General features: G+C 50.0%; 18 protein-coding genes. 2 read left to right on the top strand and 16 right to left on the bottom strand.

Annotated elements, in window-relative coordinates; all coding sequences use genetic code 11:
* Positions 1-2: 2 nt before the first annotated feature.
* The 16 genes from B2U90_RS04790 to B2U90_RS04715 all read right to left on the bottom strand — a co-directional run bounded on the left by B2U90_RS04790 (position 3) and on the right by B2U90_RS04715 (position 18,056).
* Complete coding sequence (locus tag B2U90_RS04790; RefSeq protein ID WP_075581467.1) at positions 3-767, bottom strand: MlaE family ABC transporter permease; 765 nt, start codon at positions 765-767, stop codon at positions 3-5.
* 257 nt (positions 768-1,024) lie between these two features.
* Positions 1,025-2,986 (bottom strand): SpoIVB peptidase S55 domain-containing protein, encoded by a 1,962-nt coding sequence (locus B2U90_RS04785; RefSeq protein WP_292017230.1) that lies wholly within the window; start codon positions 2,984-2,986, stop codon positions 1,025-1,027.
* Positions 2,987-2,996: 10 nt separating this feature from the next.
* Positions 2,997-3,290 (bottom strand): biotin/lipoyl-containing protein, encoded by a 294-nt coding sequence (locus tag B2U90_RS04780; RefSeq protein WP_059075534.1) that lies wholly within the window; start codon positions 3,288-3,290, stop codon positions 2,997-2,999.
* Positions 3,291-3,303: 13 nt separating this feature from the next.
* The gene (locus B2U90_RS04775) at positions 3,304-4,386 is read right to left on the bottom strand and encodes a rod shape-determining protein (protein ID WP_369814255.1); all 1,083 of its coding nucleotides are present in this window, start codon (positions 4,384-4,386) and stop codon (positions 3,304-3,306) included.
* Complete coding sequence (gene murA, locus B2U90_RS04770) at positions 4,379-5,641, bottom strand: UDP-N-acetylglucosamine 1-carboxyvinyltransferase (protein ID WP_059075533.1); 1,263 nt, start codon at positions 5,639-5,641, stop codon at positions 4,379-4,381. Before murA ends, B2U90_RS04775 begins: the two co-directional genes overlap by 8 nt.
* A 284-nt stretch (positions 5,642-5,925) precedes the next feature.
* Entirely contained in the window at positions 5,926-6,891 is a 966-nt protein-coding gene (gene glpX, locus B2U90_RS04765; protein ID WP_075581469.1) for a class II fructose-bisphosphatase, read from the bottom strand.
* 221 nt (positions 6,892-7,112) lie between these two features.
* The gene (serS, locus tag B2U90_RS04760) at positions 7,113-8,399 is read right to left on the bottom strand and encodes a serine--tRNA ligase (RefSeq protein WP_059075531.1); all 1,287 of its coding nucleotides are present in this window, start codon (positions 8,397-8,399) and stop codon (positions 7,113-7,115) included.
* A 46-nt stretch (positions 8,400-8,445) separates the two neighbouring features.
* Positions 8,446-9,090 (bottom strand): histidine phosphatase family protein, encoded by a 645-nt coding sequence (locus B2U90_RS04755; RefSeq protein ID WP_059075530.1) that lies wholly within the window; start codon positions 9,088-9,090, stop codon positions 8,446-8,448.
* 11 nt (positions 9,091-9,101) lie between these two features.
* Complete coding sequence (gene serA / locus B2U90_RS04750; RefSeq protein ID WP_059075529.1) at positions 9,102-10,694, bottom strand: phosphoglycerate dehydrogenase; 1,593 nt, start codon at positions 10,692-10,694, stop codon at positions 9,102-9,104.
* Positions 10,695-10,736: 42 nt separating this feature from the next.
* Positions 10,737-11,810, bottom strand: a complete 1,074-nt coding sequence (gene serC / locus B2U90_RS04745) for a 3-phosphoserine/phosphohydroxythreonine transaminase (protein WP_257536604.1) — start codon at positions 11,808-11,810, stop codon at positions 10,737-10,739.
* Between the two features lie 480 nt (positions 11,811-12,290).
* Complete coding sequence (locus B2U90_RS04740) at positions 12,291-14,558, bottom strand: adenosylcobalamin-dependent ribonucleoside-diphosphate reductase (protein ID WP_059075527.1); 2,268 nt, start codon at positions 14,556-14,558, stop codon at positions 12,291-12,293.
* Positions 14,559-14,743: 185 nt separating this feature from the next.
* Entirely contained in the window at positions 14,744-15,691 is a 948-nt protein-coding gene (locus B2U90_RS04735; protein ID WP_075581473.1) for an alpha/beta hydrolase, read from the bottom strand.
* Between the two features lie 110 nt (positions 15,692-15,801).
* Positions 15,802-16,347 carry a bifunctional pyr operon transcriptional regulator/uracil phosphoribosyltransferase PyrR gene (gene pyrR / locus B2U90_RS04730; RefSeq protein ID WP_059075525.1) on the bottom strand — a complete coding sequence of 182 codons (546 nt, stop codon included), beginning with the start codon at positions 16,345-16,347 and terminating at the stop codon, positions 15,802-15,804.
* Between the two features lie 15 nt (positions 16,348-16,362).
* Complete coding sequence (locus B2U90_RS04725) at positions 16,363-17,277, bottom strand: RluA family pseudouridine synthase (RefSeq protein ID WP_059075524.1); 915 nt, start codon at positions 17,275-17,277, stop codon at positions 16,363-16,365.
* 11 nt (positions 17,278-17,288) lie between these two features.
* Positions 17,289-17,723 carry a signal peptidase II gene (gene lspA / locus B2U90_RS04720; protein WP_075581475.1) on the bottom strand — a complete coding sequence of 145 codons (435 nt, stop codon included), beginning with the start codon at positions 17,721-17,723 and terminating at the stop codon, positions 17,289-17,291.
* Between the two features lie 168 nt (positions 17,724-17,891).
* A complete protein-coding gene (locus tag B2U90_RS04715; protein ID WP_059075522.1) occupies positions 17,892-18,056 on the bottom strand; it encodes a DUF362 domain-containing protein in 165 nt (54 codons plus the stop codon).
* Positions 18,057-18,573: 517 nt separating this feature from the next.
* On the opposite strand from B2U90_RS04715, the gene B2U90_RS04710 reads away from it, so the two are divergent.
* Both B2U90_RS04710 and B2U90_RS04705 read left to right on the top strand, forming a co-directional pair.
* Positions 18,574-19,257, top strand: coding sequence for a response regulator transcription factor (locus B2U90_RS04710; RefSeq protein ID WP_059075521.1), 684 nt, complete (start codon positions 18,574-18,576; stop codon positions 19,255-19,257).
* Positions 19,241-20,698, top strand: a complete 1,458-nt coding sequence (locus B2U90_RS04705) for a sensor histidine kinase (RefSeq protein WP_059075520.1) — start codon at positions 19,241-19,243, stop codon at positions 20,696-20,698. The genes B2U90_RS04710 and B2U90_RS04705 overlap by 17 nt, the downstream gene beginning before the upstream one ends.
* Position 20,699 lies beyond the last annotated feature (1 nt).

The following is a 20,699-nucleotide window of genomic DNA, read 5'->3' as shown; positions in this document are numbered from 1 at the left end:
TCCTAATACAAAATAATAGACAGCAGATAATTGCAGATAAAAATAAAAATAATCGATGTAACGACCGAACGCGTCGTCGCCTGTCCGACTCCTTCTGCCCCGCTTTTGGCCGTCATGCCTTCATGACAAGCCACAAGGGCGATGATGCCTCCAAAGAACATGGCTTTAATAAGACCATAGACAACATCGGATACTTCCGTAAACATTTCAATGGAGTTCATATACGTAAAATGTGTCAGGCCGGCGCTGAGAATCGCGACAGCATATCCACCGGCCGTGCCGATGATATACCCATAAAAGGCCAGCAGCGGTACCATAGTGATACAGGCGGCAAAGCGGGGTACGACCAGATAAGCAACGGGATTGACGGCCATGCACCGCAGGGCATCAATCTGCTCCGTAACTTTCATGGTTCCCAGTTCGGCTGTCATGGCTGCCCCTACACGGCCGGCTACGACAACGCCGGTCAGAATCGGCCCCAGTTCGCGGCCCATAGCGACAGACATAATGCCCCCCAATGTAGACTGGGCACCATAGCGCAACAGGATATCGACAATCTGCAAAGTCATGACCATGCCGGCAAACAGCAAAGTCAGGCTGACAATTGGCAGAGAATTGACACCGAGATGAGCCATCTGGGCAATCGTAAGCTTCCGTTGTATTTTAGGCAGCTGACGCAGCGTTTCCAGGAATAAGAGGGACAGCACGCCTACTTTTTCAAAAATATGCAGTGTAAACGATCCTATCCGTTCTAATATTCCCTGCACAGGCGCACCTCCTCTTTTTCAGTCAGCGTACGTATTGTTACTATACCATTAATGTGGGGAGCCTGCTACACGCGGGCTGCCAATTGTTAGAAAACTGTGAGAAAACTCAGATTTCCTTTTCAGTTTTCTACAAATATGATAATACCATGTTATGCATCAAATATCAAGGTTGAACGTGTTCAAATATCATTTTTATTACGCTGAATGAACAAGAAAAGCAGCTGCATGTCTTATACACAGTACAGCTGCTTTTCTGTTCATCGGGAAAGGAAAATGCTTTTCTTATCTTCTCCGGATGACTTATCTTTATCCTGATTATTCCCCTTATCCTGTTCTACCGTCTTATCACTGTGCTCCGCTGTCTGGGCAGCATCTTCCGTTTCGGCACTCATGACAGCCTTGCCGGAACGCAATGTGTGATGACCGGCCAGGAATTTATCCCGTTTTTCCGGACTGACGATTTTGATGGTAATCTGGCCGTCGCCTTTTACGATATACGGTGTTGGCAGCGACGATTTCTTGTCCTCGTCGTTGTCTTCATGTAGTCCTTTTTTCTTGGGCTGAAGCACATCTTTCGGATTTTCCCGGGGTTCTTTGGCCTGCAGTTTGACTTTGGCCGTCTTCTTGCTGTCATCATCGATCATGCTGACGTTCTGATCAAGGATTTCAATGACCAGATCATTATTGGCATCTTCCTTTTCTATAGCCTTTTTCAGATCAGCAAAATCTTTATAATGACGCAGCCGATCAATAATTTCATCGGTCAGATTATAGCGCTGTTTTTCAATCAGATAGGGCAGGGGGATAACGCCACCGCCACGTACTTCCAGCACCATATCGCCATACGGCTGGTCCTTGGGAACGGTAAAAGTCATGGTTTTGACTTCATCAGCCCCCCGGTAGGGATGAAGAGTAATTTTAAAATAAATCGTATCACCCGGGCTGTCCACTACCGGTGCTGCCGTGGCATCAATGATCCGTGCCTGCTTACGCGCCTGGGAGTAATCGGCATTGACCGTAATATCCAGAATGGGATAATCGATGAATTCGTTATGCTTTAAAATGTCGAGGACATTATATAATTCATCAATACTCTTTTCATTGATATTATCTTCCGAATAGTACATATTGTGCCGGGTAATATCCTTGTCCCGGCCATTGGATGACCGGATTGTATAATTCAGGGTCACCGTACCGCCGCCCATACGATCTATGGTCTTATTGGCCGTATTATACACGGTCGTCGCGGCCAGGACCGGTGTCAGTTCATTATCTTCTACGATTTTGACCCGTTTCAAGTTGGCTGCCGCCGTGTCAAGGTCACGTACGTGAATGACGACGGGGATTCCCGGTGCCAGTCGGTAATTCCCGGCGATGCCGGCACCGCGGTCTTGGTCAATCCGTCCGATTTCCGCTCCTACCGATCCAAGCTTGAACGAACTGGCCATATTATTGACAATCGTAAAAATATAGGCATTATGCATGAAATAATTAATACTGCCCTTTTTCAGGAAGGGATGACCAAAGGCGACGATATGATCTTTATCGACATAGGTAACCGTCCCGATAGCACCGAGTTTCATATCGCCATTGACGAACGCAGCCGCCACGGAACTTCCCGCTTCCAGGGGCATCGCCTGGCTGTCTTCTGCCGCCGTAGCCGTATCGACGGGCATAAACTGGTACTGGGGCAGTTTATTCTTCATCCAGTCCATCGATGCCGTATCGAATCCGCTGGCCATAAGTGGTGTATTGACGGGAATCAATGACGATTCCCGGGCGTTAAATGGCCGGATTTCTTCCCGCACGGGCACATTCCAGAGCTTGACCATATCTTCTATCGGGGTGATCATACCCACTTTGGAATTGGTAAAAGACCAGCCATATGCAACTGCCCCCAGCAGTCTGCCATCGACGTACACGGGGCTGCCGCTCATTCCCTGGGCGATACCGCCGGTCTGTTCGATGAGCGGACCGGAAAAGCGAGCCAGGATCAGGTCTCCGGAAGGACCGCTGTTTTTCATGACACCCAGGATTTCCACAGGAAATGTTTCGATTTGCGTACCTCTGGCTACGGTCTTGGCATATCCCGTCATCCCCGGCCGGACATCACTGACAGGCATAAATTGTTCTGCATATACAGAAAAGGAAACGGCACAACAGAGAACCGCCAAACAGGCTTTTCCCGCCAGGTGCCGTAATTTACGTAATCGTTTCATAATCTCCTTCTTATTTTTCTTCTACTACAACGACGACCGTACCCGGGGCTACTGTCCCGCCCGTTTTGACTTTTACTTCCTTGACGGTGCCGCTGCTATCTGCCCGGGCAGCCGCCATGGGACCAGCCAGGGAATCAACGGTCAGGAGGACATCGCCTTCACGGACATCAGTTCCCACAGAAACGACACTGGCCACGGTACCTCCGATAACGGCCGTATAAGGAATATCTGCAGCCAGTACAGGTGCTGCCATTAGTGTACTCATAATGCACAGGGGAAGCAGTACTTTTTTCTTCAGTAACATGACACTCACTCCTTTATAAATCATCAAAGCTATCTTTCAGGCGGCTCATTTCATTCAGCGATTTTCCAGCCCCGTTTGCTACGCACAATAACGGATCATCACAGAGAAACGCTGCCATGCCCGTAGTCTGGGAAATCAGCCGGTCCATGCCATCCAGCAGGAGACCGCCTCCGGTGAGGACGATGCCATGGTCGGCAATATCGGCGGCCAGTTCGGGAGGCGTTTTTTCCAGGATGGTGACAATAGCACGCAATATGGATTCAATCGGTTCTGACAGTGCTTTCCGTATTTCCTGGGAATCGATATCGACCATGGCCGGGAGCCCCGTTTCTGTACTGCGTCCCCGCACATCGGCAGTCAGCTGCCGCCCGTCCGGCAGAGCTGTACCGATGAGGATTTTCAGCTCTTCTGCCGTATGCTGGCCGATGGTAATATGCTTGATTTTTTCAAGATAGCGGATAATGGCTTCATCAAAAGTATTGCTGCCAATACGCAGAGATTCGCTGATAACGATTCCGCTCAGACTGAGTACAGCCACGTCGGTCGTGCCGCCGCCCATATCGACCACCATGGATCCATTGGAACTGGCTACATCCAGTCCGGCCCCGATAGCAGCGGCCAGCGGTTCTTCCATGACGACGGTTTTACGAGCACCGGCCTGCATAGCCGCTTCGATAACGGCTCTTTTTTCTACATTAGTCGCTCCTGAAGGAACACAGATAATGATCCGCGGTTTAAAAAACAAGGATTTGCCAATAGCTCTGCGGATAAAATACCGCAGCATGTATTCGGTCGCATCGTAATCAGCAATGACGCCCCGGCTGAGGGGGTGATACGCCTGAATATGCTTTGGTGTCCGCCCCAGCATGGCCTGCGCTTCTTTGCCAATAGCTACGACACGATGACTATTCGTATCAAGGGCAATGACAGCCGGTTCATTGACGACAATACCTTTTTTCCTGACGTATACAATGATATTGGTCGTACCCAGATCAATGGCAATATCACTGCCAAACCAGTTTGCCAGGAAAAAAGAATGGGATGAATGACCCGCTTTAGCCGGCGTTCCTTTTTTTCGCTTCTTTTTTTTAGTCAATATTGACCCGAACAATGTCTGCACCTAACCTTTGTAACTTCTGGACCAGGTTATCATACCCCCGGTCTATATGATATAAATATCCGACTTTTGTTTCCCCTTCTGCTACCAGGCCAGCCAATACCAGTGCTGCACCGGCGCGCAGATCCGTCGCATTGACATCAGCCCCTTTGAGATGCGGGACGCCTTCGACGATGGCACTGCGGCCTTCTATGCGGATTTTGGCTCCCATGCGCTTGAATTCATCGACATGCATAAAGCGGTTTTCAAATACCGTTTCCGTAATGACACTTGTTCCCTGGCAAATAGTCGTAAGTGCCATGAACTGGGCCTGCATATCCGTAGGAAATCCCGGATACGGCAGTGTCTTGATATCGGCCGGCCGCAACGGTTTATGGCCAATGACGCGGATGCCGTCTATATCTTCTTCGACCGTGGCCCCTACTTCTTTCAGCTTGGCTACGAGAGGCTTAAGATGTTCCGACAGCGCATTTTCCACATATACATTGCCGCCGGTCATAGCGGCCCCTACCATAAACGTGCCCGCTTCAATGCGGTCGGGAATAACCGAATGATTTGCCCCGTGCAATTCTTTTACCCCTTCGATACGGATGACATTGGTGCCGGCGCCGCGGATATTGGCTCCCATACTGTTCAGATAGGTAGCCAGATCGACGATTTCCGGTTCTTCAGCCGCATTTTCCAGTACCGTACGGCCTTCGGCCAGGGATGCCGCCATTAAGACGTTTTCTGTCGCACCGACACTGGGGAAATCCAGATAGATCTGGGCCCCCTTCAGGCCATTTTCCACACTGGCTTCGATATCCCCATTTTCCAGGTTAATGACTGCCCCCATGGCTTCAAAGGCCTTCAGATGCAGGTCAATCGGCCGGGCGCCGATGGAACAGCCCCCGGGCAGAGAAATTTTAGCATGTCCTTTGCGTGCCAGCAGTGGTCCCATGACGAGGAACGAAGCGCGCATGCGCCGCACGAGGTCGTACGGAGCCGATGTGGAAGTCAGATGACTGGCATCGATGACCAGCGTACCCGCCTGGGACTGGTCTATGTGTACGCCCAATGAAGTAATAACTTCACAAACCGTATGAACATCGTCGAGTTTCGGTATTTCTGTAAGTACACTTTGTGTCGTCCCCAGCATGGATGCGACAATAATAGGCAGCACAGCATTTTTAGCTCCGCTGACGCGAACAGTCCCTTCTAAGGGTTTTCCACCATGAATAACAAGTTTCTCCAATTCTGGTGCCTCCTAAACAGATTGCAAGTATATAGACGTGACAGCCGGGCAGGCCATCTATTTTTAGTTGATTCACTATCAAAATATTGTATCATAAAAGGAATAAATCTGAAAGGGGGGATATGCAGACTGTTTATAAAACCTGTCTTTATCGTATATACCTGTCTCCTGCAGCACATCAGCTCAGGCCGGCTGCCTTTGATTAAGACAGTCTGACACCTGAGCTGATCAGATATAACTGCTCTATCCTATAGCACGGGGATTGTCATTTTTCTATTTCTGTACTACTTTCTTACACTCCAGTGGGAAGAAGCGTTGAGCCGGTGTACCGTATCAATGAAGCGGATGGTACCTGTCTTGTAACGCATGACGACTGACATCGTGCGGGCGCCACCCCCAAAATACCGCACGCCCTGCATAAGCGGCGTAGGCGTTACTGCCGTAGCGGCAAAGAAACAGTCATCTCCCCGCACCAGATCCGATAGCGTCAGGATCCGCTTGAAATCATGGATTCCCAGCTCTTCTCCCTTCTGCCGCTCCCGTTCCGTATACGGTATGAGACGGGCCTGCATATCGCCGCCCAGGCAGCGCAGAGCCGCCGCAGCCAGCACGCCTTCACGGGCACCGCCAATACCCATCAGTACATGCGTACCCGAGCCTTCAATAGCCGCATCAGCCGCTGCTGTCACATCACCATCATGAATCAGGCGGATGCGGGCCCCGGCAATCCGGCATTCACGAATCAGGTCCTGATGGCGCTGCCGGTCGAGGATAGCTACGGTCACATCGTCAATGCTCCGTTCCAGACCTTCGGCAATATGGCGCAGATTTTCCTGTACGGACTGATTCAGATCGATACGACCCAGGGCACGCGGGCCGACACAGATTTTTTCCATATACATATCGGGAACGCGCAGAATATCTCCCCGGCCGGCCATGGCCAGTACGGATACGGCACCTGGCTGTCCCTGCGCGACCAGCCGCTGTCCGTCCAGTGACGCTACGGCGATGTCAACAGGAACCGTTCCCCTGCCGATTTCTTCTCCGTCAAACAACACCTGCCCGTCGGCCATATATCCTTCACCAATGACGACGTGGCCATTAACCGGCGCAGCAGTCAGTTCCTGATGCATCCCCGCCACTGCCAGGTGATGAGCTGCCCCGCCATCGCCAATTCCCATCATACGTCCGGCCCGCACGGCTGCTTCTTCCGTAGCCCGTACTAATTCCAGTGTCAATACTCTATCCATCCCTCATCCCTCCTATGCGAAGAAATCACTGTATCCAAATACACAGCACACGTTTTTATATTATAATAAATAATTCGACAAATATCGGGAAAATTCCTGCCGGCCCGTGACGTTGAAAGTAAGCGTCACGACGAAAAAAACTGCCTCATGAAGCACAGGCTGCTTCATGAGGCAGTTTCCGGTCACGGCATCAGAGCCCGGCCACCGGCCGTCTTTTGAAATTATTTCTGCTTAGTGATGACATCACAATGCATGTATGGGCGAAGCACTTCCGGAACGACAACAGAGCCATCGGCCTGCTGATAGTTTTCCAGAATAGCTGCAACTGTACGGCCTACGGCCAGGCCGGAACCATTCAGAGTATGGACGTATTCCGGTTTTGCTTTTGGCGAACGGCGGAAGCGGATGTTGGCGCGCCGTGCCTGGAAATCTTCCGTATTAGAGCAGGAAGAAATTTCGCGGTATTTGCCCTGGGCCGGGAACCACACTTCCACGTCGTAAGTCTTGGCAGCGGAGAAACCGATATCGCCGGTACACAATGTAACGACATGATAGGGCAGACCCAGTGCTTTCAGGATATCTTCTGCGTTATTGGTCAGTTTTTCCAATTCATCATAACTTGTTTCCGGTGTCGTATACTTAACCATTTCAACTTTATGGAACTGATGCTGGCGGATGAGGCCCCGCGTATCACGACCGGCAGAACCAGCTTCGGCACGGAAACACGGCGTCAGTGCCGTGAAATATACAGGCAGCTTGGCCCCATCGATGATTTCGCCGCGGTAATAGTTGGTCAGGGGAACTTCGGCCGTTGGGATCATGTACATTTCTTCCCCTTCTACATTCAGGCGGTACATATCTTCATAGAATTTCGGCAACTGGCCTGTACCCGTCATGGATTCACGATTTACGATATACGGCGGGATGACTTCTGTATAGCCGTCTTTCTGTGTATGCTGGTCCAGCATGAAATTATAGACGGCCCGTTCCAATCGTGCACCGGCACCGATATAATAGTAGAAACGCGCGCCTGTAACTTTGGCAGCTCGTTCCGAATCGAGGATGCCCAGGTTTTCCCCTACATCCCAGTGATTGAGCGGCTGGAAATCAAAGGTCGGCAGCTGTCCCCATTTGCGGACTTCCGGATTTTCACTGTCATCCTTGCCGACGGGAACAGAGGGATGGCACATGTTCGGTATCATGAGCTGAATGGAAAGCATATCAGCTTCCACTTTCTTTACCTCTTTATCGAGAGCATCGATATCATCACCGAGTTTTTTCATAGCGGCGATTTTATCGTCAGCATTTTCCTTATTCCGTTTCAGCTGGCTGATTTCCTTCGTGACCGTATTGCGTTCATTCTTCATGGCTTCGACGCGCTGCAGCAGATCACGGCGCTGTCCGTCCAGAACGACAAAGGCATCGACATCGGCCGCTTTCGTATGACGGTTCTTGATGTTTTCCTTAACTTCTTCCGCATGTTCACGGATAAATTTCGTATCTAACATGGTAATCTTCTTCCTTCCTGTATAGTCATCCTATTCATTATACACGTTAAAGTCCTTTTTGTTCAATACCGCTGTACAGATACCCCATATGATTCGTGGAATTGAGCAACACGAGACGCCATACGCCATTCTGGTATTCCAGGACATTGATGCATGTATTATCCTGTTTGATTTGCCAGAAATGACTCATATCGAGACCGAGAAGGTCACAGATGATGGCCTTATTGACGGCATCATGGGCTGCGACGAGAACCGTTTTGCCGTCGTATTTCCGGGCATAGTCGTCGAAGGCACTGCGGGCGCGGCGCCGTACATCGTCCAGATTTTCGCCGCCAGCACCCGGCATGGTCACTTTTTCCGGCTGTGTGTGCCAGAGATGGAATGCTTCGGGATACTGGGCTTCGATTTCATCAGCCAGCCGGCCTTCCCAGTCTCCGTGATTGATTTCCAGCAGCCGGTCATCTTTGGCAACGGGGAGATGATGAAGTTCAGCACAGAAAGAACAGGTCTGATAAGACCGTTCCAACGGACTGGAAATACACAGGTCGATGGGAATATGGCGCAGTCCTTCGGCCAGCATGTGTCCCTGCTCTAATCCCCGCGGACTGAGATGGGTATCTTCCTGCCCCTGATAGCGCCCTTCTATATTCCATTCCGTTTCTCCATGGCGTACAAGTATAATGCGTATCATGAGTGCCCTCCTTAGTGGGTATCGACATGAATGAGTTTCATGTCCAGAATTCCTTCAATGCCGCGCAATTTCAGCATAATATCATTAGGGATATCATCCTGCACGGCAATAGCCATAATATTCGTTCCTTCTTTGGTCATCTTGGCCAGCTGCATCCCCGTAATATTGATATGAGCCTGTCCCAGAATAGTAGAAATCTGCCCGATCATATTCGGCTGATCGATGTGAGGCGCCAGGAGCAGGTATCCTTCGGGCGTGAAATCCAGGCGATATTCATCAATCTGCACGATTTTCGCTTCCTGATGATTGAATAACGTCCCAACCAGCGAATGTTCCCCCTTATTCGTCTTGATAGTAACGGTGACGGAATCTGTAAAATATCCCTTGTCCTGTGTCTTAATTTCTTTGACCGAAATATGACGCGTCCGTGCTACATCAGGAGCATTGACAAAATTGACCGATTCCTGCAGAATCGGGTTCAATGCTCCTTTGAGAACCGCTGTCGTCAAAAGGCCTGTTTCCGTCTTGGCCAGTTCGCCCGAATATTCCACCCGGATTTCTTTCATAGGCCCTTCGGACAGATAGACGCCGATAATGCCCATGCGTTCCATAAGGTCGAAATACGGCTGGATGGTGAGATATACATTTTTAGGCAGTGGCGCCATATTGACTGCCGTCGGTACCGGTTCTCCATTGAGAGCGGCAATGACTCCTTCCGCCACGTCTACAGAAACACCGATCTGCGCTTCTACTGTCGAAGCACCAAGATGCGGCGTGATGACCACGTTGTCCAATCCCTTGAAGGGATTGATATCTTCTGTAAGCGGTTCCGTCGGAAATACATCGATAGCAGCGCCGGCTACATGACCGCTCTTGATGGCATCGGCCAGGGCATTGATATCCAGCACGGCCCCACGGGACACATTGATGACCCGCACGCCGTCTTTCATCTTGGCGATTTCTTCTGCGCCGATCATGCCCCGTGTTTCTTTCGTCAGCGGAGTATGCATCGTAATATAATCGGAACGTTTGAGCAGCGTATCAAGATCGACCGGTTCCACGCCGAGCTGTTCAAACCGTTCGTCCGGAATATACGGGTCATATCCGATGGTGTGCATTTCCATGGCCTGCATCCGCTTGGCAATACGCGAGCCGATACGGCCGACGCCGATGATGCCGATGGTCTTATTCTGAAGCTGGATACCCGTAAACCGTTCCCGGTCCCATTCGCCAGCCATAAGCGAATTATGTGCCTGCGGAATATGACGGGTAATCGCCATAATCATGGCACAGGTGTGTTCCGTTGCGGCAATCGTATTGGCCGTCGGCGCATTGACGACGATGATGCCCCGGGCAGTTGCCGCCTTGATATCAATACTGTCAACACCGACACCGGCCCGGCCGATGACTTTCAGTTTCTTGCCGGCGGCAATGACCTTTGCCGTAACGTGCGTCATAGACCGTGTCACCATGCCATCGTATTCACCGATGCAGTCGATCAGTCCCTGTTCATCGAGATTCGTTTTGACATCCACTTCATACCCATGCTGACGGAGCAGTTCTACCCCTTTTTCCGATACGTCATCGCTTACGAGAATTTTCATTGTATATACCCTCCTTGGTCTGATACCATAACCCCAATATAGTTAATGTTGTTTTCTGAATTCATCCATGAAATCAGCCAGTGCCTGGCAGGCTTCTTCCGTGACGGCATTGTAAATCGAAGCCCGGCAGCCCCCCAACGACCGGTGACCCTTGATACCTATGAGATTCTGCCTGGCCCCGGCAGCAACGAATTCTTTTTCCAGATCTGCATTGCCTAGATTGAACGTAACATTCATAAGACTGCGCGAATCTTTCGTTGCATGCCCTGTATAAAAGCCCTGGCTACGATCGATTGCATCATAGACAATGGCCGCTTTTTTTTCATTGCGTTTCTGTATGGCCTGCAGTCCACCCTGATTTTCAATCCAGTGCAACACACGGTTGACAAAATAAATACAAAATACAGGCGGCGTATTATACGTCGAGTCGTGTTCTACAAACGTGCGATACGAAAGCATGGCCGGCAGATTTTCCCGTGCTTTCTGCAGCATGTCATCTTTTATGATGCCGACGACCACGCCTGCCGGGCCGACATTTTTCTGTACGCCCGCATAGATATAATCGAATTGGCTTACATCTACGGGGCGTGAGAGAAAATCACTGGACATATCGCAGATCAGCGGCACATCCACGTGAGGAAAGGTCTTCCATTCCGTGCCGTGAATCGTGTTATTGCTGGTCATATAGACGTAGTCCGTCCCATCTTTTACCGTAAAGGTGCTTTCATCGGGAATATAGGAAAAATGGTCTTCCTTGCTGGAAGCGACTTCATAGACTTCTCCGTAATACGATGCCGCTTTCATCGCTTTATCTGACCAGACGCCCGTATTCAGATATCCTCCCCGCGTCTTCAGGAAGTTAGCACCATGCATGAGAAACTGCATGCTGCCGCCGCCCTGCATAAAAATGACATGATACCCTTCAGGAATATGCATCAGCCGTTTCAGGACAGCTATGGTATCATCCTGCATATCCTGATATGCCGCACTGCGGTGACTGATTTCTACAATACTCATACCCGTATGGTTAAAATCGAGAAATTCTGCCTGGACTTCTTTCAATACATCCAGCGGCATGGCCGAAGGCCCGGCATTAAAATTGTACACTCGTTCCAAAATAATCACTCCTTACGGCAATGGAAAAAGACATAAAAGGAGAAGCTCTCTCTTTGGGACGAGCTTCTCCTTTCTCGCGGTACCACCCAATTTGCCGCCGGCTGGAAAACAAAAACTCCCGTCCCACTCAAGGGACGGGAGTCTGAATCCCGCGTTGCCACCCAACTTGCCATACGGCCAACTCTGACCGCTGTACCGGGCGGACCCGTCAAATTCGTCATTTGCAGCTCCAGAGCGGAACGCCCTGCCAGTCTGCTGCCTCACACCATCCGGCAGCTCTCTGAAAGCCTGTACAGTTTGCTTCTCTATCATCGCCTCTGTGAAATTGAGTCCATTATAAACACAAACGCCCTGCCTGTCAAGACATTTTTCATCTAAACATGCACTTCCCCAACGTATGCATCACACCGGTCTCCTGGCTGGTGTTTTCTTCTTTAAACTCACAGCCCAGAGTCTGATGCCGGCTATTGGGAAGCATCATCAATAGCACTTACTCCAGCCACAGTTTTTGCACGTATTGCAGCCCCCTTCGAAGACCAGGGGTTCACCGCACTGGGGGCAGAAAATATTTTCGGCCCGTACCTTGTCCCGCGCCCGCGGTTTAACCGGTTTTACCTTCTTCGGCTTTTCATTGCCGGCATGAAGCTCATTCTGTACCTCATTGTACATATCAAGGAGGGCATTGCCTACTGCCATGGGGCAGCAGGATCCCTTGCTCGTATCGCCCCGGGTAGAACGGCGGACCGAATAGCTCGGGCAGTTCCCCGTCGAATTGAGCTGGTCAATGATAGTATAAATATCAATCCCTGCCCGGGCACTGATAGAAATCATGCGGGACAGGCCAATCATGAAATTATTGCAACCGCCTGTCGATCCTTTGCTGAGATACGTTTCTAGCAAAGCGCCTGTTTCCGTATCAAAAAACGCAATACAATGGAGACTGCCGCAGCCCGTAACCAGTTTGCGCTTCTTGCCGATGACATCATCATCGATAGCGACGATTTCACCACGTCCTAATCCGTCTCCGGCAACGGGCACTGTTTTTTCATCGACGTGAGTCGTAAGGATGCCGGCCCGTTTACAGCCATCACGGAAAATCGTCACGCCTTTACAGCCGCTTTCATAGGCCAGCAGGTACAGGCGTTCTGTATCTTCTACTGTAAAGCTGTTGGGCACATTGACGGTAGAACTGATAGACGCATCGATATGTTCCTGCCAGGCCGCCTGCATGGCAATCCGTTCCTGATAGGGAAGAGTCAGCGCCGTGACAAAATAATCCGGAAGCTGTCCATCATCGGTCAGATGATGTTCTTTCATATAAGCTTCTACAATAGGCGTATAGACTTTATAATACACATCTGAACCGTGGAGCGATTCCGTTTTCCGTTCATAATAATTAGCGTAAATCGGTTCGATGCCACCAGAAATCCCCAGCATCGTCGAAAGCGTTCCCGTAGGGGCAATAGTCAGGAGCTGGGAATTGCGCAGTCCGTACTGGCGGACCAGTGCCGCCGTTTCTTCTGTCGTGTTGGCCTGGAAATAAGGCGTATTCATGATTTCTTCCACATGACACATATCGTATGCGCCCCGCTCGCTGGCAAGCTGTGCCGAGGCAGCAATAGCCGTATCAGCCATGGCAAAGCCTATTTCATGGCAAAATGCCACGGCTTCGGGACTGCCATAAGTCAGACCCATCTTAATCAGCATGTCGCCCAAGCCCATGATTCCCAGACCAATCTGGCGCCACTGCTGTACACTGTCGCGCTGTTCCTGAAGGGGATGCAGGGGCAGTCCTTCTTCCAGCACGTCATTGAGGGCCCGGACGGCAATAGTGACACACCGTTTGAATTCCGTAAAGTCAAACGCCGCATCGGGCGTAAACGGGTGCTGGACAAACTGAGCCAGATTCATACTGCCCAAGAGACAGGATCCGCCCGCCGGCAGCGGTTCTTCCGCACAGGGATTGACACCGGAAAAAGAAAATTCCTTCGTATTGGCCAGCAGGTTCCAGTTCCGGATGCGGTCCCAGAAAAGAGCCCCCGGTTCTGCATAGTCCCAGTTCGTTTCTGCCAGCAAGTGAAAGACATCGGCGGCCTGGACCATCGTTTCGATAGTCTGCCCCGTTTCCTGACGCGTAAAATGAAGGCGGAACGTCTTATGTTCTTTTACGGCCTGCATAAATTCATCGCTCAGACGGACGGATATATTGGCTTTGGTCACTTTATTCAAATCGGTTTTCAATTTGATGAAATCAATGACATCGGGATGGCTGCAGTCAATCGAAATCATGAGGGCGCCACGGCGGCCATTCTGTCCAATCAGTTCCGTAACCAGCGAATACAGGGTCATAAAGGAGATGGAACCGCTCGTTTCCTTCGCTGCGTTATTGATGCGCGCGCCTTTCGGACTGAGACTGGAAATATCGATGCCACAGCCGCCGCCATAGCTGTAAGTCCGGGCCAGTTTGCCTGCCCGGTCAAAAATGCTTTCAATATTGTCCTCTGGCGGCATCATGACATAACAGTTGGACAGGGTGATTTTTTTCCCTTCGTATTCCAACCCCCTGTTGGCCAGGATGCGCCCGCCGAACAGGAATTTCTGCTGCTGCAGCAATTCTGCCACTTCCGCATCATGCCCACTGACGCGATCCAGCCAGTGATCAAAATTTTCCCCATTATTACAGTACTTATTTTTCCAGATGTCGAGGCCAAGCTGATTGTCCGCGCCAAGCCATTCTTTTTCATCCATAACGATTCCTCCATAGAACGCCGCAAAAATCCGATATATTGTCATTTATTGGTAATTTGCATACCATATGTAGTATGCAAAAATCTGACTCTATGATACCAGAGCCCCCGCCGACCGTCAAGACAAAAAGAAAATATATACCATACTGTTCATAGGACACTGGCCACGTCTTTTCTGCCAGTCAGTCACACATTTTCTTCCAAAAAATCTGTCACGGTCCGCACATATTCCCGGCGGTCTGTTTCAATAGCGGCCGCATGGGGCGAATCACGAAACACATGAAGATATTTATGTCCGCTGCCACACTGGTCGTACAGGCTCTGCGCCGTTTTGACCGGTACCAGCGTATCGGCACTGCCATGAAGGAACAGGACCGGTACTTTTATAAAGTGCACGGCATGGGCCGGTTCGATGGAAGAGACGAGCTTATGTGTATGAACGAGCATCGCTGCCTGGAAAAAAGGGTCGAGCAGATCATAACCGAGTACGAGGTTTTTATCTCCTGTCCAGTCCATCAGCTTTTCTCTGCCCATAGAAATGATATTTCCATAGGAACTGTCGGCAATGACAAAAGCCACCTGCTGCTGACGGTCACTGCCGGCATACAACAACGCCATAGCCGCCCCCAGGGAAATGCCGTGCAGGCCGATGACAGCCTGAGGATCTTTTCTGCGGAGCCACTGCATCCACATTTCCATATCCTCCGGTTCGGACAACCCCCAATCGGTATGGGCTCCTTCACTTTCTCCATGGCCCCGCTGGTCAATGAGCAGGACATTATATCCCAGGTTCTGATATATGGGAACATACCCAAGACACATGGAACGGTTCTGATACAGGCCATGGAGAAGGATAACCGTTTTATGAGAATGACTGGTGCTGGCAATGTAGGTTCCCCGTAAAATGGTCCCATCCGGGGCATTGACACGGACAGCTTCCCATTGCCGTTCTTTCTCCAGGACGCGTATGGGCGCTACATGCCGTGAATTATTCCGTATTCCCAGAATCTGGTCCCAGGGGGCTTCACGGAATTCATTATATGCCAGATTGCCCGCATAGGCACCGGCTGCAGTGGCGAGTACGATAAGGACAGCTGCCAGGCCGGCTATCCCTTTTAGTATACTGCGTATCATGAGTCATTCCTCCTTCTGACGACAGAGGCATCGCCCCTCCGCTATGGCCTTTATCATACGCCATGGAGTTCACTTCAGGTCAAGGACATGTCGTCAAAAAAGGCGCAGACTCAGCTGCGCACTTCTTCCCGCAATACCACCTGATTGCAGCCATCGACCTCTGATAACTGCACCGAAATATCTTCATGACGCGACGTAGGAACATTTTTCCCTACATAATCAGCCCGGATAGGAAGTTCCCTGTGTCCCCGGTCCACCAGGACCGCCAGTTCGATAAAACGGGGCCGCCCCAGTTCCATGATGGCGTTAAGGGCCGAACGCACGGTCCGACCTGTAAACAGGACATCATCGACGAGGACAATCGTCCTGCCATCGGCATCGAACCGGTTCTGTCCGCTGCTGACCGTATTGATACTGTTCTTGCGGTGATCATCCCGGTACGCGGAAATATCAAGATCATAGACGGGAACGGGAATTCCTTCAATAGCAGCCAGTTCCACCGCCAGCCGCTTGGCCAGCGGAACGCCCCGCGTATGGATTCCGACGAGGAGCATATTATCCAGGCCCTTATTGCGTTCAATGATTTCATGAGCTATGCGGCGGATGGCCCGGCTCATAGCCTTTTCGTCCATTAAAATCGTCTTTACCTTCCACATGGATATTCCCTCACTTTAACGACGTTCCGCCTGCTGCAGGCAGGCCATAAAATCAGCCGGTGCCGGTGCTTCAAAATGCATAGTCTCTCCCGTAACCGGATGAACCAGATCCAGACAATGAGAATGCAGTGCCTGCCCTTCAATGGGAAAATGGTCTTTTTTAAATCCATACAACGGGTCATTGACTACGGGATGATGGATATATGCCATGTGGACACGGATCTGATGAGTCCGCCCCGTTTCCAATTTGCATTCTACCCATGTATAATCTCCAAACCGTTTCAATACCCGGAAATGGGTCACCGCTTCCCGGCCGCCTTTAACGATTACGGCCATCTTAATCCGGTCTTTGGGATGACGCCCGATAGGCGCATCGATAGTCCCCCGTTCTTCTACGATATTGCCATGAACGAGTGCCCAGTATGTCCGGTGTGCCGTATGAGCTTTGATTTGCTCTGCCAGTCCACGATGTGCTTCATCCGTCTTGGCCGCTACCATGACACCAGACGTGTCCTTATCCAGCCGGTGTACGATACCCGGCCGGATGACGCCGTTAATACCGGATAATTCCCCTTTGCAATGGAACAGGAGCGCATTGACCAGCGTCCCATCCGGATTGCCCGCTGCCGGATGCACAACCATGCCCCGGGCTTTATTGACGACGATGATATGGGAATCTTCGTAAAGAATATCGAGGGGAATATCCTGCGGCTCTGCTTTCAGTTCTTCCTGAACGACCAGCCGCACTGCTATGGCGTCACCGGGACAGAGGCGGTAATTCGGTTTGACCGGCCGACCATTGACGGTCCCGTCTCCGTCTTCAATGAGCTGGCGGGAAAAGCTGCGGGAAAGAGAAAGTTCTTTCGACAAATAGGCATCAAACCGCTTACCCGCATCAGCAGCCGATGCTTCCAACAACCGTGTTTCCATGAGTTCCTCCGTCAATCTGAATGATGAGTCCAGCAATACCACAATAACAAAGCCACTCCGGCAACGATACCTATATCTGCCACATTAAAGACAGGCCAGATACGGAAATCAAAGAAATCAGTGACTGCCCCCCGTAAAAACCGGTCCAGGGCATTTCCCAGGGCACCGCCCAACAGCAGGCCGGCGCCTGTATACACCCAGCCGTTTTGAGGCAGTTTTTTCCGGAACAGGCCATACAGCACAAATAACAACAGGGCAATAGCGAGAAAAACCCAGCGCTGATTTTCTAAAATGCCAAAAGCTGCCCCTTTATTCAATATATACGTAATATGAAAAAATCCCGGCAGAACCGGAATCGATTCGTGAAGTTCCATGCACTGACGGATCCATACTTTGCTGCCCTGATCTAACAGGGTTACCAGCAGTGCAATAGCAAAAACGTACACAAACACCCTCCTGCCGCAAAACTGCAGGCAATATATAAAATCTGACCGACATTATCCTATCATAGAAATGTCCCGCTAGCAAGAAGCGGCTTTCCGGCTTCGCTCCTCCCCCGTACAGAAAAAGACCGCCGCACATGGGCGCGGCGGTCTTTTAAACGAGCTATCGGCTTATTCAGCGGAGATAGCACCGGTCGGACATACGGATTCGCAAGAACCGCAGTCGATGCAAGCGTCAGTAACAACGTACTTCGTTTCGCCTTCTTCGATAGCACCGGTCGGGCAAGCGCCTGCGCAGGAACCGCATTTTACGCATTCATCAGAAATTACATGCATGTTTTTCACCTCCAGAAAATTATGAGCAGGGAGTAACTCCCTTCATCTCGTCCATTATTACACGAATGATTTAAAATGTCAATCAAGACCGTAACAGTGCAGTTTCCTGCCATTTCGGACAGATTAAGCCTGGCAGGCATTTAAAAATTTTTTCTGCTTATTTCGCTCATATGTAGAAAAAGAACCGGCGAGGGGAGCCGGTTCTCTTCTGGTAAAGCATCATCGGGGGAAGACGATACTTTATGGTCAAAGATATAAGATAGGGGTGTTCGAGGGGTATATGAACAACTTATATCTTCAACAAGTCGTAGATTCTTTCTACATGTATATAATACCAAGTATTTTTTAAAAGTAAATGAAAATAAGATTAAAATTAGATTAAATTTTACTTTTTTTATTTCCTATTCTAATTGTAAACATTCTATATATGAGTTAATGTCAAATTATAGTACAAAAAGCGGCATATGTAATGTATAATATAGAAAGCAGAGATGTTCGCCTGAAAGGAGCTGATAGAATGAGCGGAAGATCTCATATATTAATCGTTGAAGATGAAAAACAAATCGCCCGCTTCATCCAGATGGAGCTGGAGCATGAAGGATATGAGTGTGATATCGAATATAATGGCACCAAGGCCATGGAACGCATCGGCCAGAACCATTTCGACCTCATCCTGCTAGATATCATGCTGCCCGATGTAGACGGTCTGACACTGTGTCAGCGTACGCGGGAAATCTCCAATGTCCCCATCATGTTCCTGTCAGCCAAAGACGATGTGGAAACCAAAGTCGCCGGCCTCGACATGGGTGGTAATGATTATCTGACCAAACCTTTCAACAGTAAAGAACTACTAGCCCGCATCCGCGTCCTGCTCCGCGACCGAAACACAGACAAATCGTCAGAAAACTTCCTCCATCTCCAGGATATGACTCTGTATCTGGATCGCCATGAGGTGGAAGTTGCCGGCCGCAAACTACTATTGACGAAAAAGGAATTTGAACTGCTCACGTATCTCCTGCGCAACAAAAACATCGTCCTGACGCGGGAAAAAATACTGGAAGAAGTCTGGGGGTATGACTATGCCGGTGACACCAACGTCGTCGATGTCTATATCCGGTATATCCGCGGTAAAATAGGGCAGACAGACAGCAAAAAATATATTCATACCGTACGTGGGGTAGGTTATGTGGCAAAAGATTAAAGAAAAAATACACCGGCTGCCGCTATTTACACTGCCGCTTTTTGCAAAAATGGTACTCCTCTATTCGTTTATCGTCTTCATCATCCTGCTCATCGTGTCGGTCATCACCGTCACGAGTGTGCATTTTATCATGGGGCGTTCCATTGAACGGGATTTATACTCCAGCGCCCAGTCGGCTATGGAATATCTCGATAAGAGCGGACAGATTGACTCTTCAGTCTTTACCCGGTCCAACCTTCAGCCGTTTGTCAATCTCCAGGTATATGATGCTGCCGGCCGGTTGATTCTGGATAACGGACCGGCTCATACCATCAAAAATCTGAGTGACCGGTACATTGATGATACAGTCCGGAGCAATAACGAAATACCCCTTCCCGAATCCATTCAGGGAAACGAAACGAGTTCCTATGCCTATTATAAAAAATGGTACAGTGCCGACAATAAACTGTACTATCTCCGCTTTTCCCGCGTGCCCGACAAGGAAAATGCTTTTATATCCTTATTATCCAAGCAGCTCGTCGCTTCCGTGCTTGTCAGTCTGATTCTGACCATCTTTTCCGGTATGTATCTCATGCGCAAGTCCCTGGCTCCCCTGAAGCTGATCAATGAAACGTTGAAAAGTATTGAAGTCCACAAACTGAGCCAGCGTATCGTCATTCCGAAAGAAGCGGAAAACGGCATCGAAATCCATAACCTGGCCCAATCTATCAACCAGGCGCTGGACCGCATTGAATACGGATACAAGCAGCAGCAGCAATTCATCAGCAATGCATCACATGAGCTTCGCACTCCCCTTACCGTCATCAGCGGCTATATCAATCTCCTGGACCGCTGGGGAAAAGAAGACCCGAAAGTCCTCGATGAAAGCATTCAGGCTATCCAGTCTGAAACGGAATATATGCGTCAGCTCATTGAACGGCTCCTGTTTTTTGCCCGTTCGACGACAGGTACCCTGGAAGCACATTTCATGGTCATCGACGCATCGGAATTACTGGAAGAAGTGTATAACGGCGTTCTGCTCATTGCCGAAGAGCGGGAAATTCTCCTCGGCCGCAACGATAAGGCTTCCATCTACGCCGAACCGGGCAGTGTCAAGCAGATGCTCCGTATCTTTATCGACAACGCCATAAAATATACACCGTCCGGCGGCTATATCTATTTATCCTGCGAAGCCGATGAAAAGCAGGTATGTTTTAAAGTCCAGGATACGGGTATCGGAATTCCCAAAAAAGATCTGGAACGGGTCTTTGAACGATTCTACCGGGTTGATTCCTCTCGTACCAAAGAAACGGGAGGTTCCGGTCTGGGCCTTTCTATCGCTAAATACATTGCCAAGGGAAACAATGCCCGTCTGGAACTGACCAGTGAGCTCCATAAAGGAACGACGGTAACGGCTATCTTTCCCCGTCATTATGAAACGAAAAAAGACACTGATAAATAAT

The organism is Megasphaera sp. UBA4233 (genome assembly GCF_002395615.1).
Lineage (GTDB): Bacteria > Bacillota > Negativicutes > Veillonellales > Megasphaeraceae > Megasphaera > Megasphaera hexanoica.
The sequence above is the reverse complement of the archived record's forward strand: the minus strand, read 5'-3'. Positions and strand labels throughout refer to the sequence as shown.